Origin of the sequence: Streptomyces sp. A1277 (assembly GCF_004795015.1) — a bacterium.
Lineage (GTDB): Bacteria > Actinomycetota > Actinomycetes > Streptomycetales > Streptomycetaceae > Streptomyces.
The window spans coordinates 159,619-185,874 of the sequence record NZ_SSBI01000004.1 but is presented as its reverse complement, the minus strand read 5'-3'; the positions used below and the strand labels follow the sequence as shown (position 1 = coordinate 185,874).

Annotated in this window: 23 protein-coding genes and 2 pseudogenes; 21 read left to right on the top strand and 4 right to left on the bottom strand. The window is 75.4% G+C overall.

The window, feature by feature from the left end:
* Window positions 1-82: 82 nt before the first annotated feature.
* Together E6R18_RS04665 and E6R18_RS04660 are read right to left on the bottom strand one after the other, a co-directional pair.
* Window positions 83-730 (bottom strand): class I SAM-dependent methyltransferase, encoded by a 648-nt coding sequence (locus E6R18_RS04665; protein ID WP_136315541.1) that lies wholly within the window; start codon window positions 728-730, stop codon window positions 83-85.
* A gap of 43 nt (window positions 731-773) precedes the next feature.
* On the bottom strand, window positions 774-1,310 hold the full coding sequence (locus E6R18_RS04660) for a GNAT family protein (protein WP_136315540.1): 537 nt from the start codon (window positions 1,308-1,310) through the stop codon (window positions 774-776).
* A 148-nt stretch (window positions 1,311-1,458) separates the two neighbouring features.
* On the opposite strand from E6R18_RS04660, the gene E6R18_RS04655 reads away from it, so the two are divergent.
* From E6R18_RS04655 to E6R18_RS04620, 8 genes and pseudogenes are all read left to right on the top strand, one after another.
* Window positions 1,459-2,469 (top strand): AraC family transcriptional regulator, encoded by a 1,011-nt coding sequence (locus E6R18_RS04655; protein ID WP_136315577.1) that lies wholly within the window; start codon window positions 1,459-1,461, stop codon window positions 2,467-2,469.
* 117 nt (window positions 2,470-2,586) lie between these two features.
* On the top strand, window positions 2,587-2,799 hold the full coding sequence (locus tag E6R18_RS04650; RefSeq protein WP_136315539.1) for a hypothetical protein: 213 nt from the start codon (window positions 2,587-2,589) through the stop codon (window positions 2,797-2,799).
* On the top strand, window positions 2,796-3,623 hold the full coding sequence (locus E6R18_RS04645; RefSeq protein WP_136315538.1) for an SDR family NAD(P)-dependent oxidoreductase: 828 nt from the start codon (window positions 2,796-2,798) through the stop codon (window positions 3,621-3,623). Before E6R18_RS04650 ends, E6R18_RS04645 begins: the two co-directional genes overlap by 4 nt.
* 218 nt (window positions 3,624-3,841) lie before the next feature.
* Window positions 3,842-3,976, top strand: a pseudogene (rpmG, locus tag E6R18_RS04640) (50S ribosomal protein L33); the annotation flags it as partial.
* 68 nt (window positions 3,977-4,044) lie between these two features.
* Entirely contained in the window at window positions 4,045-4,302 is a 258-nt protein-coding gene (locus E6R18_RS04635) for a type B 50S ribosomal protein L31 (RefSeq protein ID WP_136315537.1), read from the top strand.
* Window positions 4,299-5,450 (top strand): GTP-binding protein, encoded by a 1,152-nt coding sequence (locus tag E6R18_RS04630; protein WP_136315536.1) that lies wholly within the window; start codon window positions 4,299-4,301, stop codon window positions 5,448-5,450. The genes E6R18_RS04635 and E6R18_RS04630 overlap by 4 nt, the downstream gene beginning before the upstream one ends.
* A 30-nt stretch (window positions 5,451-5,480) precedes the next feature.
* Window positions 5,481-5,720 (top strand): 30S ribosomal protein S18, encoded by a 240-nt coding sequence (gene rpsR / locus E6R18_RS04625; RefSeq protein ID WP_136315535.1) that lies wholly within the window; start codon window positions 5,481-5,483, stop codon window positions 5,718-5,720.
* 233 nt (window positions 5,721-5,953) lie between these two features.
* Window positions 5,954-6,754, top strand: a complete 801-nt coding sequence (locus E6R18_RS04620; protein ID WP_136315534.1) for an alpha/beta hydrolase — start codon at window positions 5,954-5,956, stop codon at window positions 6,752-6,754.
* Between the two features lie 32 nt (window positions 6,755-6,786).
* Here E6R18_RS04620 and E6R18_RS04615 read toward each other — a convergent pair.
* Window positions 6,787-7,207 (bottom strand): annotated as a pseudogene (locus E6R18_RS04615) (TerD family protein); the annotation flags it as partial.
* A gap of 205 nt (window positions 7,208-7,412) precedes the next feature.
* Between E6R18_RS04615 and E6R18_RS04610 the strand changes: the two are divergent.
* From E6R18_RS04610 to E6R18_RS04575, 8 genes are read left to right on the top strand one after another with little or no spacing between them, the layout of a single operon-like run.
* Entirely contained in the window at window positions 7,413-8,564 is a 1,152-nt protein-coding gene (locus tag E6R18_RS04610) for a hypothetical protein (protein WP_136315533.1), read from the top strand.
* A complete protein-coding gene (locus E6R18_RS04605) occupies window positions 8,561-11,137 on the top strand; it encodes a lantibiotic dehydratase (protein ID WP_136315532.1) in 2,577 nt (858 codons plus the stop codon). Before E6R18_RS04610 ends, E6R18_RS04605 begins: the two co-directional genes overlap by 4 nt.
* Window positions 11,134-12,930, top strand: coding sequence for a hypothetical protein (locus E6R18_RS04600; protein WP_136315531.1), 1,797 nt, complete (start codon window positions 11,134-11,136; stop codon window positions 12,928-12,930). Before E6R18_RS04605 ends, E6R18_RS04600 begins: the two co-directional genes overlap by 4 nt.
* Window positions 12,920-14,878, top strand: a complete 1,959-nt coding sequence (locus tag E6R18_RS04595) for a TOMM precursor leader peptide-binding protein (RefSeq protein WP_136315530.1) — start codon at window positions 12,920-12,922, stop codon at window positions 14,876-14,878. Before E6R18_RS04600 ends, E6R18_RS04595 begins: the two co-directional genes overlap by 11 nt.
* 14 nt (window positions 14,879-14,892) lie before the next feature.
* Window positions 14,893-16,410 carry a nitroreductase family protein gene (locus E6R18_RS04590; protein WP_136315529.1) on the top strand — a complete coding sequence of 506 codons (1,518 nt, stop codon included), beginning with the start codon at window positions 14,893-14,895 and terminating at the stop codon, window positions 16,408-16,410.
* 44 nt (window positions 16,411-16,454) lie between these two features.
* Window positions 16,455-17,489, top strand: coding sequence for a thiopeptide-type bacteriocin biosynthesis protein (locus tag E6R18_RS04585; protein WP_240799591.1), 1,035 nt, complete (start codon window positions 16,455-16,457; stop codon window positions 17,487-17,489).
* Entirely contained in the window at window positions 17,489-18,481 is a 993-nt protein-coding gene (locus E6R18_RS04580) for an ABC transporter ATP-binding protein (RefSeq protein WP_206308214.1), read from the top strand. The genes E6R18_RS04585 and E6R18_RS04580 overlap by 1 nt, the downstream gene beginning before the upstream one ends.
* Window positions 18,472-19,320 carry an ABC transporter permease gene (locus E6R18_RS04575; RefSeq protein WP_240799590.1) on the top strand — a complete coding sequence of 283 codons (849 nt, stop codon included), beginning with the start codon at window positions 18,472-18,474 and terminating at the stop codon, window positions 19,318-19,320. Before E6R18_RS04580 ends, E6R18_RS04575 begins: the two co-directional genes overlap by 10 nt.
* Window positions 19,321-19,383: 63 nt before the next feature.
* Here E6R18_RS04575 and E6R18_RS04570 read toward each other — a convergent pair whose 3' ends face one another.
* Window positions 19,384-20,949 (bottom strand): bifunctional 3-(3-hydroxy-phenyl)propionate/3-hydroxycinnamic acid hydroxylase, encoded by a 1,566-nt coding sequence (locus E6R18_RS04570; RefSeq protein WP_136315527.1) that lies wholly within the window; start codon window positions 20,947-20,949, stop codon window positions 19,384-19,386.
* A gap of 202 nt (window positions 20,950-21,151) precedes the next feature.
* Here E6R18_RS04570 and E6R18_RS04565 point away from each other — a divergent pair, with 202 nt between their 5' ends.
* From E6R18_RS04565 to E6R18_RS04545, 5 genes are all read left to right on the top strand, one after another.
* Window positions 21,152-21,355: a thiazolylpeptide-type bacteriocin gene (locus E6R18_RS04565; protein WP_136315526.1), complete on the top strand. Its 204-nt coding sequence runs from the start codon at window positions 21,152-21,154 to the stop codon at window positions 21,353-21,355.
* Window positions 21,356-21,434: 79 nt separating this feature from the next.
* Window positions 21,435-23,081 (top strand): fatty acid--CoA ligase family protein, encoded by a 1,647-nt coding sequence (locus E6R18_RS04560; protein ID WP_136315525.1) that lies wholly within the window; start codon window positions 21,435-21,437, stop codon window positions 23,079-23,081.
* Window positions 23,078-23,920 (top strand): 2-amino-3,7-dideoxy-D-threo-hept-6-ulosonate synthase, encoded by an 843-nt coding sequence (locus tag E6R18_RS04555; protein WP_136315524.1) that lies wholly within the window; start codon window positions 23,078-23,080, stop codon window positions 23,918-23,920. The genes E6R18_RS04560 and E6R18_RS04555 overlap by 4 nt, the downstream gene beginning before the upstream one ends.
* Window positions 23,892-25,010 (top strand): 3-dehydroquinate synthase II, encoded by a 1,119-nt coding sequence (locus E6R18_RS04550; RefSeq protein ID WP_136315523.1) that lies wholly within the window; start codon window positions 23,892-23,894, stop codon window positions 25,008-25,010. Before E6R18_RS04555 ends, E6R18_RS04550 begins: the two co-directional genes overlap by 29 nt.
* Entirely contained in the window at window positions 25,007-26,248 is a 1,242-nt protein-coding gene (locus tag E6R18_RS04545) for an FAD-dependent oxidoreductase (RefSeq protein WP_136315522.1), read from the top strand. Before E6R18_RS04550 ends, E6R18_RS04545 begins: the two co-directional genes overlap by 4 nt.
* Window positions 26,249-26,256: the final 8 nt, after the last annotated feature.

Here is a 26,256-nt window from a genome sequence, read left to right as displayed (position 1 = left end):
GGGGGTATATTTCACTGTAACAGGGTACCCCCCGGGGTATTCCTGAGGCCGCAGGCGCCCCTCGCGAGGAGAGGCGCGGGGGCTAGTCCTTGCGGGCGAGCAGGTGCACTTCCTGGAACTGGCGCCGGTCCTCGGGCCGGGGTTCGCGGACCATCCGGGCCACCTCGCTCAGCCCGTGTGCGCGTAGCAGCCCCGCGAGATGATCGGGCGACCACCGGTGGGCGAGCGCGACGGCGTGGTCGAAGGACTGCGTGGGGTGGTCCGGCCCGTCGGTCGCGGAGAAGCCGATCAGGAGGTGGCCGCCGGGGGCCAGGACTCTCTGGAACTCGCCGAGAACGGCCGGGAGTCCGGGCGGCGGGGTATGGATGACCGACCACCGCGAGAGCACACCGCCCAGCGCCCCGTCGGCGATGTCCAGCGCGGCCATGACCCCCACGTCGAACCGCAGCTCCGGCCACGCCTTGCGCGCCAGTTCGATCATCGCGGGCGAGGCGTCCACGCCGAACGCCTCCAGGCCGAGCCCCGCCAGGTGGGCCGTGACATGGCCGGGCCCGCAGCCGAGGTCCGCGACCCGGCCGCCGCCGGCCGCGCCGACGTGCTCGGCGAAGGCGCCCAGCATCGCGCGGTCCAGCGGGCTGTCGCGGAGCGAGTCGGTGAACAGCTGGGCGTACTGGACCGCGGCGTCGTCGTAGGCGTCGCGGGTGGTACGGAGGGCATCGTGTTCGACCATGCCGGCGACAGTATCGCCCGGCACGGACAGGCCGCCGAGCCCCTTACGGGGCCGGGTCCGTCGCGAGCCTGGCGTGCGTCTCGACGTCGTAGCGGATGCCGTCGTACACGAGTTTCCGCCGTTGCAGCCCCTCGGCGACGAAACCGGAGGCGAGCGCCACCCGGCACGAGGCGGGGTTGTCGGTGCGGTGCCCCAGCTCCAGCCGGAAGAGTTCCAGTTCGGCGAAGCACCAGTCGGCGAGCGCCCGGCAGCCGAGGGTCGCCGCTCCCCTGCCGCGCGCGGCGGAACCGGTCCAGTAGGAGACCCAGCCGGTGGCGTGCCGGGGGTCCAGGTCGCTCACGGCCACGCCGCCGAGCGCGGTGCCCGTCGCGTCCGCGACGGCGAACGCGAAGGCGGCGCCCCGGCTCCACTGCTCCTGCCGCCGCCCGACCCACTGCCCGGCGTCGGACACCGTAACGACCGGCGCGTCGGCCTGCCGTTCCATCCCCGGCTCGGCGAACGCCTCCCGCACGGCGGGGGCGTCGGACATCTCCCAGGGGCGCAGGCTCAGCCCGCCCGGCAACCGCACACGCTCACTCACCGCACGGATTATCCCGGTGGCCCGGCGGCCGGGTCGTCCCGGGGCCCAGTCGGCGCCGGGGCCCAGTCGTTCCGGGGCCCAGTCGACGCCGGGGCCGGGCGGTGGGGCGCCCCGCCGCCGTTGCGCTTAGCATCGCCGCGTGGGAGCGATGATCCGGGGAGCCAGTCTGCGCGGCTTCACGCGTCTCGTGGAGGAACTGGGCGGTGACCCGGTCGAGTTCGCCCGGCGGTTCGCCATCCCGCTGCGGGCTCTGGTCTCCGACGACGAGCTGGTGCCGATCACCGGGCACGACGCGATGCTCGACGCGGCGGCCCGCGACCTGCGCTGCCCCGACTTCGGCCTCCGTCTCGCCCGCGGCCAGGACATCGGCATCCTGGGCCGGCTGGCGCCCGCCATCGAGGCGTCGTCCACGGTGGCCGAGGCGCTGGAGTGCGCGTCGCGGTTCCTGTTCGTCCACAGCCCGGCCCTCAGCATCGCGGTGGAGCCGGACCCGAGGGGGCGCCGCGAGGTGGTGGCGCTGACCTATCGCAAGGACCCGCGCGAGTCCCCGTACTCCCCGCAGGCCATGGAGCTGGGCATCGGCCTGTTCCACGGGGTGGCGGCGGCGCTGGTGGGCGGGGTGCGCGGGCTGCGGTCGGTGGAGCTGCCGCACCAGCCGCTGTCGCCGGTCTCCCGGTACACCGGCTTCTTCGGCGCGGACGTGCGGTTCGGGAGCCCGGCCGGCGCGCTGCGCGTGGAACGGCGGTTGCTGGACCGGGAGTTCAGCAGCGGCGACGCGGCCGTCCGCCGGCTCGCCGTCGACCACCTGGCCCGTCACCACACGGACCCGGAGGACCGGGTCGCCACGCACGCCCGGCGCGCCCTGATCGAGACCGTGGGCATCGCTCCCCCGGCCATCGGCCACATCGCCCGGCTCCTCGCGATGCACCCGCGCACCCTGCAACGGCGGCTCGCGGCGGAGTCGACGGGCTTCGGGGAGATCCTGGAGGACGTACGGCGGGACCTCGCGCTGCGCTACATCACGACCACCGACCTCCCCCTGGGCCAGGTGGCCGCGATGGCGGGCTTCGCCGACCAGTCCGGTCTCAGCCACGCCGTACGGCGGTGGCGCGGCGCGAGCCCCAGTGAGGTGCGCCGGCGGGCACGCGGTACGTCCTGAGGGGGCGTGCCGTCCGGCGACGGCCGGGAGCTTCCCGGATTTGTCGCGCCGGAACAAATCCCGCCCCGCCCGGCCGGGCATGCTGCGGCCGGACGGCGAGCGCGAGGAGAGTGGGCCATGACGGCGACGGATACCAACCGGCTGACCTCGATCGGTGCACGGCCGGTCCCCGCATTCGACGGTGTGCGCGAGGTGCGCCCGCGCGGCGACCGGCTGCGGGCGGCCCGCCGGGCGGCCGCGGTGTACCAGGAGAAGCGGTTCCGGCCGGTGGTGCCGAGGGACGTCCACGGCTCCATCGAGTACGGCACGGCCGAAGGCGGCCGGCGATGAGCGCGGACCGCGCGGGCGCGGTGGTGACGGGGGCGGGACGCGGGCTCGGCCGGCTGATCGCCGCCGCCCTGGTCGAGCGCGGCCACCAGGTCCTGGTCACCGACGTGGACGAGGCCGCGGCACGCTCGGCGGCGGCGGAGCTCGGGCCAGGTGTGTCGTGGGCGGTGGTCGATGTCCGGGACGCGTCGCAGGTCGCCGCCGCCCGGGACCGCTCCGTCGCGGAGGCGGGGCGCCTCGACGTATGGGTGAACAACGCCGGCGTGCTCGTGACGGGGCCGGCCTGGGAGCAGGCCCCCGAGGTGCGCCGCCTGATGCTGGAGGTCAACGCGCTCGGGACCGTCAACGGCACCGTGGCCGCGATCGAGGCGATGCGCGGGACGGGCGGGCACATCGTCAACGTCGTGTCGCTGGCCGGCCTGACCCCGGTCCCGGGCGAGGCGGTGTACGCGGCCTCCAAGCACGCCGCGATCGGCTTCAGCCTGAGCACCCTCGCCGATCTGCGGCTGGCCGGACTCACCGGGATCGACATCTCCTGCGTGTGCCCGGACGGCATCTGGACGCCGATGCTCCACGACAAGCTGGACGACCCGGCGTCGGCGCTCTCCTTCTCCGGCAAGCTGCTCGGACCGGAGGAGGTCGTCGCCGTTGTGCGCCAGGTGCTGGACCGCCCGCGCCCGGTCACGGCGGTCCCCCGCCGGCGCGGTGTGCAGGTCCGCCTGGCCGACGCCTTCCCCCGCCTCGGCCTGCGGGCCCTGCCGCTGGCGGTGGCCCGGGGCAGGCGCGTACAGCGCAGGATGCGGGCTGGGCGGGGCGAGGGGGCCTGACCGGGGCGGGCCGCCACTGCCTCAGGAAGGCACCGCGGCCAAGAGCGCCCCGCCGTCCCGCCCGCCCGTGGAGAGCCCGCGGACCGGCGGGACGGCGGCACACCACGTGTACGCAGCCGCGTTCCACCGGCCGGCCGGGGCCGGGGCGGCCGTCCCAGGAAGCCCGGCCACCGTCCCGTGCCGCACACGGGCATCCCGTCCCACGGGCCGCTCACGGCAGACTCCGCTCCACCGCCAAAACCGGCTACACGTACGTGACGCGCAAGAACCGCCGCAACGACCCGGACCGGCTGGTCCTGCGCAAGTTCGACCCGGTGGCCCGCCGCCATGTCGATTTCCGCGAGGAGCGCTGACCGGGCGCCGGCACGTCCCCGCCCCGCACCCAGCCACTCCCGACCCCGGCCCAGGGAACCGATCACCCATGAAGCACGGAATCCACCCCGCCTACCGCCCGGTCGTCTTCCGCGACAAGGCCGGCGGCTTCGCCATCCTGACCCGTTCGACGATGACCAGCGAGAAGACCGTCGAGGGGGAGAACGGACACACCTATCCGGTGGTCGACGTCGAGATCTCCTCGGCGAGCCACCCCTTCTACACCGGCACCGCACGCGTCCTGGACACCGCCGGCCGCGTCGAACGCTTCGAGCGCCGCTACGGACAGGGCGGAGGGCGGCGATGACGCCCTTCGGACCGATGCCCGTGGTGGTCGTCGCCGGGCTGCACGCCGACGCCCGGCGCGAGACCGTCGGGCAGCTGCTGCGCGAGGTGTCCGGCAGCGTCGCCCTGCACCACGACCTGTCCGCCGGACCGGCCGGCACCGTACGCCGCAGCGTGCGCGACGCCGGCGGCGAAACGTCCTTCGGCGACACGCCCCTGGTCAACGACTGCGCCTGCTGCGCGCTGCGCGAGGACCTGGTCCCCGAACTGGTGCGGCTGGCCGAGGACGGCGTGACCCGCCTGGCGGTCGTGGAACTGTGGGACTCCGTGGAGCCCCGCTCCATGGCCGAGGTGATCGCCGCCCACGGCGACGGCCTCTTCCGGCTCACCAACGTGATGACCGCCGTGGACCCCTCTCTCGTCCTGCCCTGCCTGTCCAACGGCGACGACCTCGCGGACGCCGGCCTGGCCGCAGCCGTCACGGACCGGCGCACGGTCGGCGACACGTTCGCACGGCAGCTGGAGTACGCCCCCGTGCTCGCGGTGACCGACAGCCCCGACACCGGCCGGGACGATCTCGCGCTGCTGCGGCAGCTCCACCCCACCGCGGCCCGACTCCGCCTCCGTTCGGGCGGGTTGGGCGCGGCGGCGACGGCGGGCTTCGACATGGCGGCAGCGGCGGCCGCACAGCATCCGGCCTGCGCCCGGCTCCCCCACGACTGCGACGCGCACGGGGTCGGCACGCTCGTGTGGCAGCGCCGCAGGCCCCTCCACGCCGGCCGGCTCTACGAGGCGCTGGAGGATCTGTGCTGTGCGGCGGCCCGGAGCCGGGGGCGGTTCTGGCTCGCCGACCGGCCGGACAGCCTGCTCGCCTGGGAGGCGGCCGGCGGCGCCCTGTGCGTGGAGAACGCGGGGCCGTGGATGGCGTCGCTCCCGGACGCCGCCTGGGAGTTGATGCCCGCCGAGCGCCGTACCGCCGCCGCCCTGGACTGGCACCCCGAACACGGCGACCGCTGCCAGCACCTGGTCTTCACCTCACCGGGGCTCGACCGGGCGGGCCTCCTCGCGCTGCTCGACGCCTGCCTGCTCACGGACGAGGAGCTGACGTCCGGGCCCGACTCCTGGTCGCGGCCCACCGGGTTCGACCAACTCCTCGACCCCGCCGCCTGACCCGCCCACCACACCACCGAGGGAGCCACCATGACCCGCCCCACCACGAAGAACGCGCCCGTGGGCAAGCCGCGGCCGAATCCGCTCGACGCGGCCGGCATCACGCACATCGACTACAAGGACACCGGCCTGCTGCGGAGGTTCATCTCGGACCGCGGCAAGATCCGCAGCCGTCGCGTCAGCCGGGTCACCCGGCAGCAGCAGCGCCGGCTCGCCGCGGCGATCAAGAACGCCCGCGAAATGGCCCTCCTCCCCCACGCCGGCCGCTGACCCCGGCCTTTGAGCGAGGGCCGGGGCGTCAGCGCCGCTCGCCGACACCGTCCGGGCACTGCCGGACGGTGTCGGCGAGCGCACGGATCAGCGAGCGGCAGCTGCGCCCGTACATCCTCGCCAACCAGGAGCACGGCCGCGAGGCGGCGAAGTCCCTGGGCGCCTGAGCGCGCCGCCGACCACGCCTACGGCATGATCGGGGCCAGCCGATCACCGGGCCCTTGGGAGCCGCTATGCCATGGCGTGAACACCTGCTGATACGAGACGACGTCCGGCTCGCCTGCCGGGACTGGGGCGGGCCCGGCCAACCCGTGGTGCTGCTCCACGGGTTGGCCGGCCACGCGGGCGAATGGGACGACCTGGCCGAGAGGCTGTCCCCCACCCACCGGGTCGTCGCGGTGGACCAACGCGGACACGGCGCCGCCGAGCGCCACCCGCACGACGTCTCCCGCGCCGCTTACGTGGAAGACGTCGTCGCCGTCATCGGCCGACTGGCCCTGCACCGCCCCGTCCTGGTCGGCCAGTCCCTGGGCGGCCACACCGCCGTGCTCACCGCCGCCGCACACCCCGGCCTCATCCGCGCCCTGGCCCTCGTGGAAGCCGGCTCCGGCGGCCCGAACCCGGACCTCCCCGCGAACATCGGCAACTGGCTGGACTCGTGGCCGGTCCCGTTCCCCTCCCGCGAGGCGGCAACCGCGTTCTTCGGCGGCGGCAGGGCCGGGGCGGGCTGGGCGGCGGGCCTGGAGCACCGCGCAGACGGCTGGTGGCCCCGCTTCGACCGGGACGTCATGGTCCGCTCACTGGCGGAGCTCGCCCAGCGTTCCTTCCACCACGAGTGGACCCGCGTCACCTGCCCCACTCTGCTCGTGCTGGCCCAGTCCGGCTTCATCCCCGCCGACCAGGTCACCGAGATGTTCCGCCTGCGCCCGGACATCCGGGCCGTCAGCGTCCCCGGCACGGGACACGACGTACACCTGGACGCGCCGGAGGCGGTGTACGGGGCACTGTCCGGGTTCCTGGCGGAGCTCGCCTGAGACGGGGCGGCGGGGGCCGGACCCGCCGCCCAGTCCGCGATGTCGACGCCGTAGCGGCGGGCGAGATCGGCCGGGCCGTGGTCGTACCCCTGCCCGACGACACGCATCCGCCGGCCCGCCCCTCGGCGGTAGAGCTCCGCGAGGATCATGGTGCGTTCGGTGGTGGGCGCGTCGGGTGGCCCGCGCGGCCGGGGCCGCGCCGGCCCCGCACGTGGCGGTGATCTCCAGTGCCCCGACGTCGGCGAAGGTCGCGGCACCGTCGACCGCGGCCGCGACGGCGACCCGGTGCACCTCCAGGGGCAGGCGCGCCAGGTCGGCGGCGACGACCTGCTCCGTGGGACCGTCCGTGCCGAGGCGTACGGTGCCGTCCGGATGCTCGGGCGCGCCGTAGAAGGCGAAGTCCTCGTCCCCCCGGACCTGCTCCTGCGCGTCGACCGCGAAGGCGATGACGTCCGCAAGGTGCGGCCGGCGCATCCGCCCGATCCTATGCAGCCCGGTCGCACGGCCGTCGACTCCCTCTCCGGGGTCAGTGATCAATGTCATCAAAGGCATGACGCATGTCAGCCGGGATCTCCACACCGTTGTCCGGTCACCCGGCGGCGACGCAGGATCGGCGGCGGCTCGCCCCGACCGCCCCGATCACGGCAGGTGACACGGTTTGAACCTGGATACCGAACCCGCTGCAATTCCGGCCCGTGCCCCAGGCGGCACCACCGGAGTCCGGCTCCACACCCGAGGGAGCATCCACCCCGGGTGGCTGGCGAACGCCGTCCTCCCGGCCGTGCGGATGCTCGACGAGGAACTGAACGCGCCGGTTCTGTATCTGCGGCGGGGCTGGCTGCACGGCCCCCATGTGGACCTGGTGGCCCGGCCGGCCGGGGGTGAGGGCGGGGCCGTGCTGCCCTGGGACGACCTCGCGGCGAAGCTGGACGCGGGACCGCTGGCGCCGGAGGAGCAGCAGAGCGAGGAGGAATACCTCGCCCGCGCCCGGGAGTTCGGCAGGCTGGAGCGGGTCGAGCCGCCCTATCTGCCGATGCACCCGCACGGCCGGCTCGAATGGCTGGACGCCACGCGGACCGCCACCTGGCCGGAGCCGCTGAACGCCCTGTGCGACCTGGCGCTGACCCGGATCAACCGGCCGCTGACGGCGGCGGTCGCGGAGGCCGCCGCGGGGGCGGGCACCCTGCCCACCCGGGTGGCCGAGGCCATGGTCGCGCTGGCGGCGGCCCACCACTCCGGCATCCCGTTCGGCGTGTTCTCGCTGCGCAGTCACGCCGAGGCGTTCCTGTCCTGGGCGGCGCCCCGCAAGGACGTACGGCCGGCCTTCGACCGCCGCCTCGCGGGTGACGCACCGCTGCTGCGGGCCCTGGTGCAGCAGACCCTGGACGACACCGGCAGCCCGTCGGCGGCCCGTTGGCGTCAGGCGTTCCACTACTGCATGGGGGTCTTCGACTCGGCCGTCGCGCAGGGGGCGCTGACCCTGCGGACGCTGGAGGAACGGGAGGGCGGCTTCGACCGGCGCACGATGGGGCCGCCCGGCCAGGAGGACGTCACCGGCCGGCGGGGCAGCGACTTCCACACGGCCGTGAACGCCTCCGGGGCCGTGGCCGGCACCACCGACTGGTTCGCCTCCTACCGGCTGCTGATCAACCTGTTCTACCAGCAGCTCCTGCTGCTCGACGTGGCCCCGCTGCACCGCTACTACCTGTGCTACGCCATCGCGGAGACCGTGGACGAGGTGCTGGGGGAATCCTGGAGCGACCGCCTGTCCCGGGCGGCGGCCGGCCGGCCCGCCGGGTCCGCCGCGTGAGGCCCGGGACGACGGGCGAGGAGGCCCAGGCCGGGCACACCGGTGAACCGCTGTGGATGCTGCGCGTCAACCCGCTGGTCCGGGTGCGGCTGGCGGACTCCGTACTGGCCGCGCTGCTGGACGAGGTGTGCGCCGCGGAGAACGAGGTCGAGGCCGCCGCGGAGGTCTGCTCCGCGGAATTGCACGAGCTGATCGGCGCCGCCGCCGACCCCGGCGCGCGCGGCCCGCTGATCGCGCTGCGCCGGGACATCCACAACGACCGCGTGCCGCGCACCGAGGACGATCCGGTGCCCGCGGTGGCGCGGTGGCGGGCGGCCCGCGCCGTGCGGGACACCCTGCGGGAGTCGCTGGACCGGGAGTACCCGCAGGCCGCGGAACGGGAACGGAAGCGGCTGGCGGGGCTCCTCGCCGATGACGACCTCAGGCGTGCGCTCGCCCTGGTCGCCCCGGAGGTGGCCGCCGGCGCCGACCGCTACCGGGCCGCCCTGGAGGGCGGCGGGAGGCTGTCCGCCCGGCTGCGCAAGTCAGAACGCGGCCTGGTCCAGTACGTCACCCGCGCGATGATCCGCACGAGTCCGCTCTCCCGGTTCACCGCGGTGGGGCTGGCCCTTCCCGGCCGGGAGGGCGTCGCGCTCGGTGACGAGGCCCCCGCCGGCGCGGTCCCGGTCGTCGGACTCGACCGGATCATGCTGCACTACGTACTCGGCGGGCTGCGGTACGAGGCGACGCCGGACCGGCCGCCGGGTCCCGAGGACTGGGTGCAGCTGCCGCCGACCTCGGAGTTCGGCCCGGGCCGCGAGAAGCTGATGTTCCTTCAGCCCGCCGGGGGCGTCATTCGCCGGCTCTCCACCCCGGTCGCGGGACCGGTGCGCCCGCTGGTCAACGCCGTCGCCCTGGGCGCCAGGCAGGTGTCCGCCGTCGCGGCCGAGGTGGCCGGGGAGCTGGGCTGCTCGGCCGAGGACGCGCTGACCGCGGTGCGCGGGGCCGTGCGCGCGGGCATCCTCTGCCTCAGCGACGGCCCGGAGGACGGCGCCCTGCCCCTCCGCACGATGCTCGACCGCCCCGGCCTGCCCAGCGCCCCGCTGCTGGGCGAGGTGGACCGGCTGCTCCCGGAGGTCGCGGCGGCCCCGGCCGAGCAGCGGGCCGCCGTGCTCACCCGGCTGCGCGGCACGCTCGCCGGCCTCAGCCACCGCGCCGCCCGCCCCGCGCAGGTCCTGGTGGAGGAGGACTACGTACTGCCGCCCCTGACGGTGGACACCGGCCCCTGGGGCGGGGCCCTGGACGACATGGCGGCGGTGGTGGAACTCCTGTCGGTCTTCGACCGGCTGCACGACATCCGCGCGGTGCTCTCCGCGATCTTCGTGGAGTGGTACGGGGCGGGAGCCGAGGTGCCGCTCGCCGAGCACGCCGAACGGATCGCCGCCGAGGTGTACCGGCGGGGAGGTTCGCTGGACGGCGACATCCCGCAGGACGGCGGGCCGCCCGACGGCTCCCTCGGCCGGCTGCACCGGCTGCGGCAGGAGGTCCTGGCCCGGATGCGGAGCACGCTCACGGCCGCCGGCCCCGACGCCCGGGAGGCGGTGCTGTCCGCGCGGGAGGCCCGCGGTCTGGTCGCCGAACTGCCGGACCGCTTCCGCCGGGACCCGCTGGCCTACGGGGTCCTCGTACAACCCTGGCGGGACCGGCTCGTCTTCAACGACGCCTACGCCGGGCACGGCATGCTCTACGGCCGGTTCCTCGGTGCCGACCGGGAGCTGGGCGGCCGGGCCCTGCCGTATCTGGCGGAGCGGCTGCGACGGCAGTACGGGGCGGACGGCCGGCGCGTCGCCGAGGACCTCGGGCTGCACCGGCTGAACGTCAACGCCCACGCCCGGGTCCTGCCGGACGGCATCGACGCCCAGGGCTGGTCCGCGCTGCGCCTCGCCCACGACCCGGCCACCGACGCGCTGTGCGTCCGCGATGCCGAGGGACGCGACCTGCGGGTGCTGACCCTCGGCAGCGGGCACCCCGAGTTCCTGCCCGCCCCGGTGCGCATCGCGGCGTGGCTGGTCAGCGGCGGCCGGCTGATGGAGGACTTCGTCGGCGACTGGCACGCCTCGGCGGGCGGTCCGGGCACCGCCACCCGGGCCTGCCCGCGGATCCTGGTGGGACGCGCGGTGCTGGCCCGGCGCCGCTGGTACGGCGGGGCCGAACTCGCCGAGGCGGTCACGGCCGGCCGGGAGGAGACCGACCGGCTGCGGGCGCTCACCCGCTGGCGCACCCGGCACGGCGCACCCGCCGAAGTGGTCCTCAAGACACCGCTGGAGGCCACCTACGGAACCGAAGCGCTCCGGGCCGCCGCCGCGCTCGGCTTCGGCGCCGAGGAGCACCGGCAGCGGCAGAAGCCCCAGTACACCGACCTGGAGAGCGCCGTGAGCGTACGCGTACTGCCCCGGCTCATGGACCGCCGGAGCCCCGGCTACCTGGAAGAGGCCCTGCCCGCCGTGGCGGACTCCCGGCACGCGGCGGAATGGGTGGTCGAGATCGCCCGGACCGCCGGCGCCCCCTTCACCTACGGAGGAAAGACCGCATGACGATGAGGTCACGGCCGTATCTGCACTATGCACCGGTCTCGGGAGGCGTCTACTTCAGCGGACCGCACACCCAGTTCGTCATTCTGGGGCCCCAGGTGCTGCTGACCGTCGCGGACGTCTGCGTCCCGCTGCTCGAGACGGGCACCACGGAGGACGAGATGGTGGCGGCCCTCGGCTCGGAGCGGGCCCGCCCGGCCGTGCGCAGGCTCACCGACGAACTACGGGCCCGCGACCTGCTGCTGGACCCCGAGCGGTTCACCGCCGCCGCACCGGACGCGGAGACCCGGGAGCGTTTCGGTGAAGCGCTCGCCCATCTGGAGGCGTTCAGCGACGACCCGTACGCCGCCTTCGGCGCGCTGCGGGCCGCCCGGGTCCTGCTGTACGGCCCCTGCGCGGCCGTGCTGCCCGCGGCGCGCGGGCTGGCCCGGGCCGGAGCGGGCCGACTGGTGCTCGCTCCCACCGACCCGCAGGACGCGGTGGCCACCGCCCGGCGGCTGGGCGCCACGCTGCTCACGGACGGCGTGACCGGCCCCGGAGCGGTGACCGGCGTGGACGCGGTGATCTGGTGCGCCGAGGGCACCGGCGTCGCGGAGGCCGCCGCTCGGCTCCTCGGGCTCCCCGCGGGCGTGCCGCTGGTGCCGGTACGGCTCGGCGCCACCGCCCTCGTCGGCCCGGTGGTGACCGGCGGGTCCGGCGCGGACACCGCCGACGCGCTGGCGGCCCGTGCCGATGACTGGGCCGCGGCCCGGGGGACCGGGCCCGCGCCGATGCCCGGCGCCGACGCGCTGGCGGGGGCCCTGGCCGGACAGCTGGTGTTCGAGGCGCTGACCGGTGTCGGTACCGCGGGCGGCGCGCATGTCGTGCACGGGGAGGATCTGTCCGCGGACGTGCTGCGTACCGGGGCGGGCGCCGCCGCGACGGAGCCCGCCCCGGCTTCGGCGGAAGCCGGAAGTGCTCCGGCGGCCGACCCGGCGCTACAGCGTGTCGTCGCCCCGCTGTCCGCGCCCTGGACCGGGCTGTTCGAGCTGGCCGAGGGCGGCGACCTGCCGCAACTCCCGCTGGCACTGCGCGAGGCGAGGCTGCCCGGCCGGGCGGGGGCCGGCGTCATCGGCTGGGCCGGGGACCAGCAGGCAGCCACCGTCGCGGTCGCCCTGGACGCGCTGCGCCGGCTGGCCGGTCCGGACGGCGCGTCGGCGGTGGGCGCCGCGGGGACCACTGAGGACCAGTGGCTGCTGGACGGCGCGCTGCGGCTGCTGACGGAGCACGCCGTGCCGAGCGAACGGCCGGTCCCCGAGCGCCTGTTGCCGGGCACTCAGGTGGTGCGACGCGCCCTGGCCGAGGAGCACGGTCTCCCGGTGACGGTGCGGCTGCTGGAGGTGCCGGGGGCCGGCTGGGTGCTGGCCCGGGCGGTGCACGCCGAGACCGGCGAACTGTACGGACACGGCTGGGGCCCGACCGTGCAGGAGGCCGCGCACGGGTGCCTCGCCACGGTGCTCGCCCGCCGCATCGCGGACCGGCTGCGGCCCGGCGCCGGCGTCGCGGACGTGCACACCGGGGCCCTGCGGACGGCGGGCCCGGACGCGCTGGCGCGGCTGCGCGCGGAGATCGCCGCCTGCGCCGGTGCGGGCGTGCTGCCCGGGGAGCCGGCGGGGACACCGCTGCGTTCCGACCCGGTGCTCGGCACCCTGCCGGTCTTCTTCGGGGCGGTCTCGCTGAACCCTGCCCCGGGCCCCGCCCACCTGGCTTCCTCCGAAGCCCCGGCGCACGCCGAGGAGCCCGCCCATGCCCGGTGAGATCATGACGGCCCCCGCCCCGGCGCAGCCCGCCGCCGGCCCGGACGCGGAGGTGCTGACCGGTCCTGACCTCGCCGGCCCCGCCGCCGGGCCGTGGGCCCGGGCGCTGCTCCCGCTGGCCGCCGCCCGGCCCGGCTCGCTCTCCCTGAACCGCGGCTGGAACGCGGGCTGGGAGCAGGAGCGGGTGGACGCCGCGTCCGCCTCGGGCCTGCCGCATCTGTCGGTCCGGCTGTTCGGCGGCGAAGTCCTGATCGGCCCCTACTGGGTCCCCGGGGCGGAAGGCGGCTGCGCGGGCTGCGCGGAGCTGCGCTCCCGGGTGGTCGCCGGCCATCCGCTGGCGGCCGATCCCCTGCGGCCGGTCTCCCGCCCCGCGATGCGCCGCCCGTTCCTCCTGGAGATGCTGGCCCCCGTCCTCCTGAACCTGGGGGAACACCCCCTGGAGGCGGGTGAGTTGTACGCGCTCGGCGGGCCTTCGTCCCGCCGCCATCTGGTACGGCGCAGCGCCCGCTGCCGGGTCTGCGCCCCCGACCCGGACCGGCTCGACCCGGCCCCGCCCGCCCCGCTGCCGGTCCGCCGGATACCCGCCGCCCCGGACGGGCCGACGCGCGGCGCGGACGGTGCCGGGCTGCTCGCCCCCGGACGGCTCCGCGCGCGGACGGTGGACCCCCGGTTCGGGCCGGTCGACCGGGTCGTGCGGGAGGCGCTGCCCCCGTACGCCATGAGCGTGGCCTCCCTGCCGGACTCCCTGGCCATGGGCTTCGCCCGGGCGGGGACCTTCGCCGACGCCGAGCCGGTCGCCATCCTGGAGGCGTACGAGCGGCTGGGCGGCTTCCCCCACGAGGCGGCCGTCGTCGGCCCCCTCAGCTACCGCGAGACCGCCGACCGGGCCGTGGACCCCGGCACCCTCGGCCAGTACACGCCGGAACAGCTGGCGCACCCCGGCAGCCGGGTCACGCCGTACACCCCGGACACCCCGATGGACTGGGTGTGGGCCAGGGACCTGCACGGCGGGCCGTCGCTGCTCGTCCCGGCGGAGATCGGCTTCTACCAGTACGACCACCGCTTCCGGCGGGCGTACGACACGGTGCGCCGCAGCGACTCGCGGACACGGACCTTCCACTTCCACGACTCCTCCAGCGGCTGCGCCCTGGGCTCGACGCCGGAGGAGGCGGTGCTGCACTCGCTGTTCGAACTGGCGGAACGGGACGCCTTCCTCAACGCCTGGCACCGGGCGGCCCCGCTGCCGTCGATCGAGCTCTCCTCCGTCACCGATCCGGCGTCGCGGCGGCTGCTGGAGCTGATCGGCGCACACGGTTTCGACGTCCATCTGCTGGTGGCGACCGACGACATCGACCTCCCGGTCATCTGGTCGCTCGCGGTGAACCGGGAACGGCCCTTCCCGGCCAGCTTCTCGGCCGCCGGTTCCGGCTCCGACCCGGTGACCGTGGCGCGTACCGCCCTGTGGGAGCTGGCCCAGCTGGTCACCGACCCGGTGACCTGGACCCGCGAGGACATCGAGCCGATGTTCGCCGACCCGTGGCTGGTGGACCAGCTGCACGACCATCTGAAGCTGTACACGCTGCCCGAGGCGCTGCCCCGCGTCACCTCGGTGCTGGGCGGGCCCGCGGTCGCCCTGCGGGACGCCTTCCCCGCCTGGCCGCACCGGCTGCGGGACGCGGCGCGCGGCGATGTGCGCCGGGCGCTGGACTTCACCGCGGGGCTCTTCGCGGACGCCGGTCTCGCACGTGTCCTGACGGTGGACCAGTCCACCCGCGAGCACCGGGACCTGGGGCTCGCGGTGGCCAAGGCGGTCGTGCCCGGCATCACGCCGATGTGCTTCGGCCAGCCCCAGCAGCGGCTGGCGGGACTCCCCCGGCTGGCGGCGGCGCTCGCCGGCGCCCCGGCCGGGAACCGCACGGCGCCCTACGACCCCCACCCGTTCCCGTGACCGCGGAGGCAGCTGTGAACGTACCGGAAGCCCTCGTACCGCCGGGGGCGGGCCCGGTGCCCGAGGACGCGGACACCATGGCCCGCGACCGGATGTGGTACCTGTACGCCGCCGGGGCCGACCGGCCCGCCGTGCCGCCGATGCCCCCGGACGCGGAGCCGCCGCCCGGTGTGCCGGTCTACGCGCTGCCGGTGGCCCCCCGGCTGCCCGGCACCGCCCGGCTCGACGACCTCACCGCGCTGCCCCCGGGCACGGTCGACCTCCTGGAGGACGCCCCGTTCCCGGCGGGCCGGGTCACCGGCGTACCGGAGGACCGGGCGCTGGCGCACGCGCTGGTCGCGGCGTTCGGGGTGCAGCGCCGCGAGCCGGAGAACCCGTTCAACGACCACCGGGGTTACGCCTCGGTGCGCGCCAAGTTCCCGGTGCAGGTCCTCGTCAACGACCGGGGCAGGCGGCGGGTGTTCGACCCCTACCGGCGGGCGCTGGCCGGGCTGTCCGGCGCCTCCTCGGCCCCGTCGGCGGCGCGGGAGGTGCTGCTCACCGGGCGGTTCACCCGGCTGCCCGCCACCTACCGCTGGTACCGGGGCTCCCTGGTGCAGCTGGAGCTCGGCATCGCGCTGCGCGCGGTGTGCGTCGCCCTCCAACTGCTGGGGATTTCGGCGCGGGTGCGGTTTCCGGGGCCCGGCGCCCGGGAACGGCTGGCGGAGTTCGGCCTGACGCCCAGCTGGGAGTGGACCCTGCCCGTGGTGGTCGAGCTGGCCGGGGACGCCCCGGCCGGACCGGACCACGGCCCGGTCCCGGCCGAGGCGGTGCCGGACGCGGTCATGGCCGATGTGGTGGAGATGAACCGCGCCCAGCGGTTCCCCGCCGCCGCGGCCCCGGTGGACACGGCCGTCCCGCCCGGCACGCCGGACACCGGGCTGTCCTGGGCGGAGGTGCTGTGGCGCCGCACCTCGGGCCGGATGCCGCGCGGCCTGTTCGGGAACAACGCCCGGCCGCGCACCGTACCGGGCGCGGTGCTGGACACCGCGCGCGACTGGCTGCTGACGCCTCCGCCGGGCGCCGGGCTGCGGGCGGCGGCCGGGGCGCTGCGCGTCACCGCCGTCACCCAGTCGGTGGCCGGCCACGCCGACGGGGTGTACGAGGTGACCTCGGCGGCGTACACGCCGCGCGCCACCGGCCCCGGGGTGCCGGCCCGGCTGGAGGAGATCTACGGCTACCCGCTGGCGCCGGGCAACGGTTGCGACGTACGGCACGCGTCGGTGCTGTGGTTCCTGTCGTTCCGGCCCCGGGAACTGGCCGGGGACCTCGGCACCAGTGCCTGGACGGCGGCGCAGTACGCCTGCGGCTGGGCCGTGCACGGGCTGACGCTGGCAGCCGCGTCGGCGGGCCTCTACGCCCGCCCGGTGCGGGCGTTCCGTGAGGCGCCCGCGCGCCGCCTCCTCGGGCTGCCGGCCGACGAGATGGTCGTACTCGCAGTGATCAGCGGGACGTCGCGGTTCAGCGGCCCGCTCCTCGATCTCCGGCAGTGACGAGAGAGACCTCCGGCAGTCACGAGAGAATGGAGACAACAACGGTGCAATCCCCCTCCACCGGGAGCACGGCGTCCCGGACAGCGCACTGGCTGACCCCAGAGGCGACGGCCTCCCGGAAACTGGGCCCCGCGGTCCAGTGGCGTTCCTGGCACCTCCATCTCGGCTCCATGGCGCGGTCCGCGCACGACAGGGTGGTCACCGAGGTGATCGGCCCCGCGGTGGACCTGTTCCCCGACCGCCCCTGGTTCTTCATCCGCTACTGGCAGGACGGGCCGCATCTGCGGCTGCGGCTCGGAGGGCTGACCGCCTCCGAGACGGCGCGCGCCGAACGCCTGCTCCAGGACCGGCTCGGCCGCGCGGCCCGGCTCCGGGAGGGCGAGGACCCCGTCGACCGGGACACGTATCTGGGGCACGCCCGGCGGCTGTCCGCGCTGGAGGAACCGCACCGCGGCGTCCGCCTGGCCAGTCCCCGGGCCCCGGGCGTGTACCAGGACACCTATGCACCGGAGACAAAGCGGTACGGCGGGCCCGCCCTGATGCCCGCGACCGAGCGGCTGTTCCAGCTCTCCAGCGAACTGGTACGCGCCTTCCTGCCCCGGCTGCCCGACTCGCGGTCGCGTTCGGCGATGGCGCTGCGGGCGGCCATGTCCGCCGGTACGGCGCTGGGCGGCCCGGCCGACCAGGCCATGTTCTACGCGCGCGGACTGGACGCCCTGCGGCAGATGGTGGGGGCCGGGTTCCGGCTCTCCACCGAGCAGTTGGACCGGCTGTGCGGGTCCGGCGCGGGCCCCGGGAAGCGCCCGGCCGCCGCACCGCCCGCCGTGGACCCGGCCCAGCACGGCCCGTTCGGGTCCTGGCACACCCTGCTCTGCGACCTGGCCGGCCAGGTCCGTACGGAAGGCACCGCCGAACACCCCGGGGAGGTCTTCTTCTCCCACGTCCACATGCTGCACAACCGGCTCGGGCTGACCATGGCCGAGGAGCTGCAGACCTACGCCCGGCTGGTCCACCTCTTCCCGTTTCCCGAGCCCGGCACCACCGACACCGCCGCGCAGCCGGCACCCGAGGAGCACTGATGGCACGATCCCTGCTCACCGCGGCGGACCCCCCGCGCACGCCGTCCGCCGCCGCACCGCCGGTGGCCGTCCGGACCGTGGGGATGTCCCGCTCCTACGACGGCAAGACCGCGCTGCACCCGATCGACCTGGAGATCCGCGGCGGCGAGCTCGTCGGCCTGCTGGGGCCCAACGGCGCGGGCAAGTCCACGCTGCTCAGCCTGCTCGTCGGGCTGCGCCGGCCGTCCTCGGGCCACTGCGAGCTGTTCGGCGGCGACCCGCGAAAGCCCGTACACCGCAGGCTGATCGGGGTGACCCCGCAGGAGACCGGGCTGCCGCCCACGCTCCGGGTCGGTGAGGTGGCCGACTTCGCCGCCGCCCATTACGAGAACCCGGTCCCCCGGGGCGAACTCCTGGACCGCTTCGGCCTGCTGGACAAGGAGCGCCGCCAGACCGGTGGGCTCTCCGGCGGCGAGAAGCGCCGCCTGGCGGTGGCCCTGGCCTTCGTGGGGCGGCCCCGCATGGTGTTCCTCGACGAGCCCACCACCGGACTGGACGTGGAGACCCGCCGCACCCTGTGGGAGGTGATCCGCGCCTTCCACGCCGAGGGCGGCACCGTGCTGCTGACCAGCCACTATCTGGAGGAGATCGAGACCCTGGCCGACCGCGTGGTGGTACTCGCCCGGGGCCGGGTCGCCGCCGACGACACGGTGGACGCGCTGCGCGGGCTGGTGCGCGCCCAGCGGGTCAGTCTGCTGGCCGACGAGGTGCCCGCGCTGCCCGGCATCCTCAGCTCCGAGCGCGTCGACGGCCGGGTGCACCTGCTGACCCCCGACGCCGACGCGCTGGTGCGCGATCTGGTCCACAGCCGGGCGCCGTTCTCCGGACTCGAAGTCCGCTCGGCGACGCTGGAAGAGGCGTTCCTCACCCTCGCGGACGAGGCCGGGGCCGACGACGCCCCGGCCGGCGCGCCCGCGGCGACGACACAGTTGGGAAGCGGCCCGTGGCGATAGGCACGCCGAAGACGGCAAGCAGCTCCGAAGAGGCGTCCGCCGGCCCGCCGCCCGGCGCGGCGGAGTCCGGCCAGGGGGTGCGCGCGGCGCTGCGCACCCAGGTCCGGATGAGCCTGATGCACGCGCGCTACCAGTTGCTGCGGACCATGCGCATCCCGATCGCGCTGGTGGGCACGGCGTTCTTCCCGGGCGCTTCGATGCTGTTCTTCGTCGTCCCGGCCGCCGGCGACGACCCCGTGGGCGCGACCTACGCGACCGCGGCGATGGTGGTCTTCGCGACCATGATCAGCAACCTCTTCGGGCACGGCATCGGTGTGGCGGAGGAGCGCCAGCATCCGTGGGACCTCTACACCCGCACCCTGCCCAGCGGGCCGGGCCCGAAGTTCGCGGGGCGGCTGCTGTCCGGGCTGCTCACGATGCTGCTGTCGATGATCCCGCTGCTGCTCATCGCCGCGCTGGCGACGGAGGCCACCACCACCCCGCTGGGCTTCCTGACCGGTGTGGTCGTGGTGGTGCTGGTCTCGATCCCGTTCACGCTGATGGGGCTGACGATCGGGTATCTGCTGCCGATCCGGGCGGCGTTGACGGTGGTGCAGCTGACGTTCTTCCCGCTCGCCTTCGCCGGGGGGCTGTTCTCCGGGGCGGGCCGGGCGCCCGGCTTCATCGAGACGATCGCGCCCTTCACCCCGACGCGCGGCGCCGCCGAGATGATGTGGGCGGCCGTGGGCGACTACCACCTGAACCCGGTCGCGGCCGTCTCCTTCGTCGGGTGGACGGTGCTCCTGGCCGTGCTGTCGGTGTACGCCTACCGGCGCGACGAGGGCCAGCGCTTCCACTGACGCCCGTGGGCGGACGTCGAGGAGGGGTGACGGTCCGAGCGGACCGTCACCCCCTCGGCGCTGTTACGCGGTCGGCTCCAGGGACGGTGCGTAGCGGTCGGCCAGCTCCCGCACCAGGGCCTCGGCCTCCGACGGGTTCCGGGCGAGGCCGTAGACCCGGCAGTCCGGCCGGATGACGGCCGCCGTCGCGCCCAGCGACTCCAGCCAGGCCCGCAGCAGCTCGTCGGCGGTGTCCCCGGGCCGCAGCCGGCGCAGCCGCAGCCGCCAGCGCTCCGCGCGCTCGAACGCGCCGGAGGCGTGCAGCGCGGCCGGATCGTCGGCGGTGAGCAGCACCGGGTCCGGGCCGAGGTGCCCGGCGGCCCCGAGCACCGCCGGCGGGACGGGCAGCCCCGCTCCGAGGCCGGGCGTGCCGTCGTCCCGGCGGTGGTACAGGCCCCCGTCCGGGGCGTGGACGCCGGGCTGTGCCGGGCGGGCGACGTCCGCGTCCGGCCGTGCCGCCATCGCGGTGTCGCGGTGTGCCGCGGCGATGGGATCGGTCAGGCAGATCATCCGGCCGAGCGCGACCGAGCGGTCGATGCTGCCCTGGGCGTGCGGGCGGCGCTCGGCCTCGTAACTGTCCAGCAGCTCGGGGCGCGCGGCGCCGGCCAGTACGCGGTCCAGCTTCCAGGCCAGGTCGTCGGCGTCGCGGATGCCGGAGCACATGCCCTGCCCGGCGAACGGCGGCATCTGGTGGGCGGCGTCCCCGGCGAGCAGGACCCGGCCGGCCCGCCAGCGGTCCGCGTTGCGGGCGGTGAAGGTGTAGACGGCGTGGCGTTCCAGCGTGGCGTTGCCCGGTTCGACACCGAACAGCCCGAGCAGCCGCCAGGCGTTCTCGGCGATGCCGAACGCCTCGGGGGCCTCGCCGGGCAGCCGCATGAACTCCCAGCGCCGGTGCCCCGGCCCGGCCGAGACCGCCACCCGGGGGCGCGCCGGGTCGGCGATCTGCACGTTGCAGGGCGGGAAGTCGGCCGCGCGGTGCGGAGTCACATCGCAGGCCATCCAGTCCAGCGCGAAGCCCCCGTCGCTCAGCCCGGCGCCCATCGCCTCGCGCACCATGCTGTTGGCGCCGTCGCACCCGACGGCCCAGCGGGCGCGCAGCACCCGCTCGGGGCCCCCGTCCGCGCGGCGCACCGTGAGGTCGGCTCCGGTGTCCCGGGCGGTCAGCCGCACCGCCTCGTGACCGCGCAGCAGCCGCAGGTTGGGGAGCCGCGCGGCGCGCCCGGCCAACGCCTCCTCCAGGCCCGGCTGGTACATGGAGGTCGAGGCGGGCCAGCGGTGGGCGGGGTCGTGGCCCAGCCCGATACGGAGCAGGGTGCGGCCCGCGGCGTCGGCCACCACGTAGTCCTCGGAGGGCTCCCCGAACGTGCTCAGGTGGGGGCCGACCCCCGTGGCGTGGAGGATGCGGGCGGCGTCGGCGTCGAAGGCGACGGCACGTGGCATCGGGTAGGGCCGGGGCCAACGTTCGACGACCGTGACCTGCCATCCGCGCTGGGCGAGCAGGATCGACAACACCTGGCCGACCGGGCCGAACCCGACGACGAGAACATCGGCGGGGGCCTCTTCCGAGGCCGGGGGCGGCGCAGCGCTCAACTCTCTCTCCCTTCCCGGGAAGGTCCGGAAACGTGGTCACGCTAGTGCCCGTTCCACGCCGGGCAGGCCCGCGGAACCCCCTCCGGAAAAGAACGTGATGAATGTCAGGGCGGCTCGGGCGGCCGTTGTCCCGGCCGACGCCCGACTGCCAGCATCAGCGCGTCATCGAAGCCCTCTGCACAAGCAATGGAAGGGATCCATCATGAGCACCCTCGCGAACGAGACCCCGGCCGGCGACCTCTTCGCCTCCTTCGACATCGCCGAGCTGGAGGTGCTGGAGGTCTCCGACAGCGTGGGTCTGCCGGAGATGGGCGCGAGCTCGTCGAGCCTGAGCGTCGCCTCCGAGGCGGCGGCCGACGTCAGCCTCTGCTGCTCGTCCTCCTCCTCCACCTGCTGCTGCTGCTGACCGCAGGTGCCCGCGTACCGGCCCGCCTTCCGGTCCGGTACGCGGGGCCGTTCCCGTGCACGTCCCGGAGAGGAGCCCTATGAGCACTGGTCCCCCCGTGCGGATACCCCCGTCCTGGGCGCGGCACGAGCACTACGCCTTCCGCCTGTCGCACACCTGGACGGAGCATCCGGACGCACCGGCGGTGTACTGGTCGGGGCACCGCCTCACCGCGCGGGAAAGCCTGTCGTCGGTCTTCGACACGGCCGCCGCCCTGCGTAACTCCGGTATCGCCGCGGGCGACACGGTCGCCCTCCTCACGGCGGCGAACCACCCCACGGCGCTCTTCGCGCGCTACGCCGCGCACCTGCTGGGCGCGGCCGTGGTGTCGGTCCGCGCGGCCAACCCCCGCAGTGACGCCGAGATGCTTCCGCCCGAGGTCCAGGCCGAGGTGTTGCGGGACACCGGCAGTCGTCTCCTGGTCGCCGACGAGACCACGGCCGTACGCGCGGCCGCGCTGGTCTCGCCCGCTCTGCGCGGCCTGTTGCTGCCCGCCCCGGGCAGCACGGCCCCCCGGGCGGGCAGCGCTCTGGCCCGGGTGCCCGAGAACGCGGGCTTCGGCCCGGGCGAGACGGCGCCCTACGACCCCGGAGCCCGCGCCCGGATCACCTTCACCAGCGGGACGACCGGGCTGCCCAAGGGCATCGTCCAGACCTACCGGACCTGGAACGCGACCGTCGGCGTCTACCCTTCGGCCCCCGGCCCCGGCGGGCCCGCCCGCGTCCTGGCCGTCACCCCGGTCAGCCACACGGTGGGCTCCATGGTGGACGCGGTGCTCGCGGCGGGCGGTTCGGTGGTGCTGCACGAGCACTTCGACGCCGACGAGGTACTGGACGCCTTCGGCCGCCTCGCCGTGACGGACACCTATCTGGCGGTGCCGCACCTCTACCGGCTCACCGAACGGCTCGGTGCCGGCGGCCGGCCGGACCTGTCAGCGCTGCGCCAGGTGGTGTACTCCGGGACCCCGGCCGCACCGCACCGGATCACCGAGGCGCTGCGCTGGTTCGCGGGGCCGCTGTCCCAGCTGTACGGCTCCTCCGAGGCGGGCGGCATCTGCGGCCTGGACCGGCTGGACCACCAGGAACCGGAGCTGCTGGGGACCGTGGGCCGGCCGTTCCCCTGGGTCGGGCTGCGCCTGCGCGACCCGGAGACCGGTCAGGACGTTCCCCGGGGCGCGGCCGGCGAGGTGTGCGTGCGGTCCTCGACCGTCATGGACGGCTACCTCGGCCGCGACCCGGCGCAGGGCAGCACCCCGGACGGCTGGCTGCGCACCGGTGACCTCGGCCGTCTCGATGTGTACGGCAGGCTCCGGCTGACCGGCCGCCTGGGCCAGGTCATCAAGAGCGGCGGGCAGAAGGTGCACCCGGTCGCCGTGGAACGGGTGCTGACCGAGTATCCGGCGGTGCGGCAGGCGGTGGTGTTCGGGGTGCGGGACCGCGACCGGGTGGAGCGGGTGCACGCGGCGGTGTCCCTGTACCCGGGGAGCGAGGGCGACGACGCCCGGCTGCGGGCCCATGTCGGGGCGCGGCTGGACTCGGCGCATGTGCCGGTGCGCATCAGCCGGTGGCCGGAGCTGCCGCTGAACGACGGCGGCAAGCCCGATGTGCGGTATCTCCGCGGTCTCGCGCAGGCGGCGGACAGCGAACCCGGCGTGCGGGAAACCACCGGGGAGAGGAGAGCGATATGACGTCATATCTGCATTTCGCGCGTGAGATGCGGCTCGGCAGGCTGTTCCGCCACGGGGACGGCCGGCTCCTGATCACCCCGCTCGACCACTCCATCACCGACGGCCCGGTGGTGCCTCGCGGCAGCACCATCGACCGCCTGACCGGCCAGCTGGCCGCGGGCGGTGTCGACGCCGTGGTCGTCCACAAGGGCGTGCTGCGGCACATCAGCCCGGCCCGGTTCGCCGGCATGTCGCTCATCGTGCACCTCAGCGCGAGCACCCGGCACGCGCCGGATTCGGAGGCCAAGTACCTGGTGACCGCGGTGGAGGACGCGCTGCGGCTCGGGGCGGACGCGGTCAGTGTCCACATCAACATGGGCTCGGCGGACGAGCGGCAGCAGATCGGGGACCTGGGCCGGGTGGCGGACCTGTGCGACCGCTGGAACCTGCCGCTGCTGGCGATGGTCTACCCGCGCGGCCCCGGCATCCGCGATCCGCAGGCCCCGGAGCTGGTGGTGCACGCGGCGACGCTCGCCGCTGACCTCGGCGCGGACGTGGTCAAGGCCCCGTACGCGGGGAGCGTGGCCGAGATGCGTGACGTGGTCGCCGCCTGCCCGATCCCGCTGCTGTGCGCGGGCGGGCCGCGCCGCGGTTCGGGCACCGACGCGCTGGCGTTCGTCAGGGACGCCCTGCTCGGCGGCGCCGCCGGGGTCGCGATGGGGCGCAACATCTTCCAGGCCGCCGATCCCCGCCGGATGGCCGCCCAGGTGGCCGCCGTGGTGCACGGCGAGCCGCGGCTGCACATGGCTGACGAGACAGAAGGGCAGTGTGATGAACGGACAGAAGCTGTGCTGGCTTGACATCCGTGGTGCCGGTGCCGCCCGGCCCGCGATCATCGAGGAGGCCCTGCACCAGCGGACCGACGGCATCGTCGCCGGAGACCTGCAGACCCTGGCCGGCCTCCCGCCCACCGTCCGCAAGGTGCTGCTGCCCGGCGGCGACGGCTGGTGGCGGGACGAGTGCTTCCCCGGCGCGGCCGACATCGTCATCCTGCCGCCCGGCTTCACCGGCCGCACCGAGCTCGAACAGGCCCATCCGGAGGTGGAGTTCGGCCGCCTGGTGGAGATCACCGACGCCGCGAGCCTGGAGGAGGCGTGCCACGCGGCGCGCACCGAGCGCTGGAGCGTCCTCGACTTCCGCGACCCGACCAAGATCCCGCTGGAGATCGTCATCGCCGCCGCCACGGGCTCCAAGGGCTCGATCGTGACCACCGCCGCCGACTCGGAGGATGCGGCGATCACCTTCGGGGTGCTGGAACTCGGCTCGGACGGGGTGATGATGCCCGGCCACCGCGTGGGCGACGCCACCGCGCTGGTGGAGGCGGCCCGTTCCTCGGCCGGTGAACTGACGCTCACCGAACTGACCGTCACCGCGACGACCCACATCGGCATGGGCGAGCGGGCCTGCGTGGACACCTGCAGCCAGCTCGGCGAGAACGAAGGGCTGCTGGTCGGCTCCTACTCCAAGGGCATGGTGCTGTGCGTCAGCGAGACGCACCCCCTGCCGTACATGCCGACCCGCCCCTTCCGGGTGAACGCCGGCGCGGTGCACTCGTACGTCGTCGCACCGCACGGACGCACCAACTACCTCAGCGAACTGCACGCGGGCGCCCCGGCGCTGGCGGTGGACGCCACCGGCCGGACCCGCGTGGTGCCGGTGGGCCGGATCAAGGTCGAGACCAGACCGCTGATCTCGGTCGACGCGGTGTCACCGGAAGGGGTACGGGTCAACCTCATCCTCCAGGACGACTGGCACGTACGGGTGCTGGGCCCGGGCGGCGTGGTGCTGAACTGCACCGAACTCGCCCCCGGGGACACGCTGCTGGGGTACGTACCCACGGCCGACCGGCACGTCGGCTACCCCATCGACGAGTTCTGCCGCGAGCAGTGACCGGGACGCAGGGCGTACAGGTACGTGCCGCCGCCGTGGCGGTGATCGGCGGCGGCATCGCGGGGCTGACCCTGGCCCTCGCCCTGAGGCGCGAAGGGGTGGACTGCACCGTCTTCGAGCGGAGCCCGGAACCGGCCGGGGCGGGCGCCGGGCTCCAGCTCGCACCCAACGCCACCCGCCTGCTGCACCGGCTGGGCCTCACCGAAGCGCTCCGCGCGATCGCGGTCCTGCCCCGTGCGCTGCGCCTGCGCGGCTGGGACGACGACCGCCCGCTCAGCACCACCGCACTGGGCGCGGCCTGCCACCGCGGCTACGGCGCGCCCTACTACACGGTCCACCGGGCCCAACTGCACCGCGTACTGAGGGAAGCGGTCGGCCCGGGACAGCTCCGGCCCGGGCACCGGCTGACGGACCTGACGGAGACCCCCGGCGGAGTACACCTCACCTTCGCCTCGGGCGCCCGGATTCGGGCGGACGTGGTGATCGGCGCGGACGGGGTGCACTCCGCCGTCCGCTCCTGGCTGGCCGGTGACGCCCGGGTATTCTCCGGCAGCAGCGTCTACCGCGGCCTGGTCCCGGCCGACCGCCTCCCCTGGCCGGCCGACGAACCGGAGGTCCGCGTCTGGCCCGGCCCGGGGCGCCACCTGGTGTGCTACCCGGTCTCCGCGGGGCGGGAGATCAGCTTCACCGCCACCGTGCCCGCACGCACGGCGGGCGAGGAGTCCTGGACCGCCGAGGGCGACCCGGCCGAACTCGCCGCCGCCTACCGCGGCTGGAACCCTACGGTCACCCGCCTCATCGCCGCCGCCGACACGGTACGCCGCTGGCCCCTGCACGACCGCGAGAGCCTGCCCGACTGGGTCACCCCCCGGGTGGCCCTCCTCGGCGACGCCGCCCACCCCATGCTGCCGTTCCTGGCCCAGGGCGCGAACCAGGCGATCGAGGACGCGGTCACCCTGGCCGTATGCCTGGGCCGGGCCGCCAAGGCCGACGCACCGACAGCGCTGCGCCGCTACCAGGAACTCCGCCTCCCCCGCACCACGCTGATCCAGCGCGGCGCGCGCGAGAGCACCCGGTTCCTGCATCTGCGCGACCACCCGAAACCGTCCGGCCCCCACCGGCCCGGCGCCCCTGCGGACCCGCGGGGCCTGGCGGGGCTGCGGGCGATGAGCTGGCTCTACGGACACGACGCGGAGGCGGCCGCGAGGCGGGAAGGAGCGGGACAGACGGCGTCATAGCCCGCCCG

What these genes read in the sequence shown, in the direction of transcription:
- E6R18_RS04630 (WP_136315536.1), top strand. Translation starts at nt 4,299, where the DNA reads ATGACGCCCTTCGGACCGATGCCCGTGGTGGTCGTCGCCGGGCTGCAC.
- E6R18_RS04550 (WP_136315523.1), top strand. Translation starts at nt 23,892, where the DNA reads ATGAACGGACAGAAGCTGTGCTGGCTTGACATCCGTGGTGCCGGTGCC.
- E6R18_RS04560 (WP_136315525.1), top strand. Translation starts at nt 21,435, where the DNA reads ATGAGCACTGGTCCCCCCGTGCGGATACCCCCGTCCTGGGCGCGGCAC.
- E6R18_RS04645 (WP_136315538.1), top strand. Translation starts at nt 2,796, where the DNA reads ATGAGCGCGGACCGCGCGGGCGCGGTGGTGACGGGGGCGGGACGCGGG.
- E6R18_RS04595 (WP_136315530.1), top strand. Translation starts at nt 12,920, where the DNA reads ATGCCCGGTGAGATCATGACGGCCCCCGCCCCGGCGCAGCCCGCCGCC.
- E6R18_RS04665 (WP_136315541.1), bottom strand. Translation starts at nt 730, where the DNA reads ATGGTCGAACACGATGCCCTCCGTACCACCCGCGACGCCTACGACGAC.
- rpsR (WP_136315535.1), top strand. Translation starts at nt 5,481, where the DNA reads ATGACCCGCCCCACCACGAAGAACGCGCCCGTGGGCAAGCCGCGGCCG.
- E6R18_RS04565 (WP_136315526.1), top strand. Translation starts at nt 21,152, where the DNA reads ATGAGCACCCTCGCGAACGAGACCCCGGCCGGCGACCTCTTCGCCTCC.
- E6R18_RS04600 (WP_136315531.1), top strand. Translation starts at nt 11,134, where the DNA reads ATGACGATGAGGTCACGGCCGTATCTGCACTATGCACCGGTCTCGGGA.
- E6R18_RS04655 (WP_136315577.1), top strand. Translation starts at nt 1,459, where the DNA reads ATGATCCGGGGAGCCAGTCTGCGCGGCTTCACGCGTCTCGTGGAGGAA.
- E6R18_RS04580 (WP_206308214.1), top strand. Translation starts at nt 17,489, where the DNA reads ATGGCACGATCCCTGCTCACCGCGGCGGACCCCCCGCGCACGCCGTCC.
- E6R18_RS04555 (WP_136315524.1), top strand. Translation starts at nt 23,078, where the DNA reads ATGACGTCATATCTGCATTTCGCGCGTGAGATGCGGCTCGGCAGGCTG.
- E6R18_RS04650 (WP_136315539.1), top strand. Translation starts at nt 2,587, where the DNA reads ATGACGGCGACGGATACCAACCGGCTGACCTCGATCGGTGCACGGCCG.
- E6R18_RS04635 (WP_136315537.1), top strand. Translation starts at nt 4,045, where the DNA reads ATGAAGCACGGAATCCACCCCGCCTACCGCCCGGTCGTCTTCCGCGAC.
- E6R18_RS04620 (WP_136315534.1), top strand. Translation starts at nt 5,954, where the DNA reads ATGCCATGGCGTGAACACCTGCTGATACGAGACGACGTCCGGCTCGCC.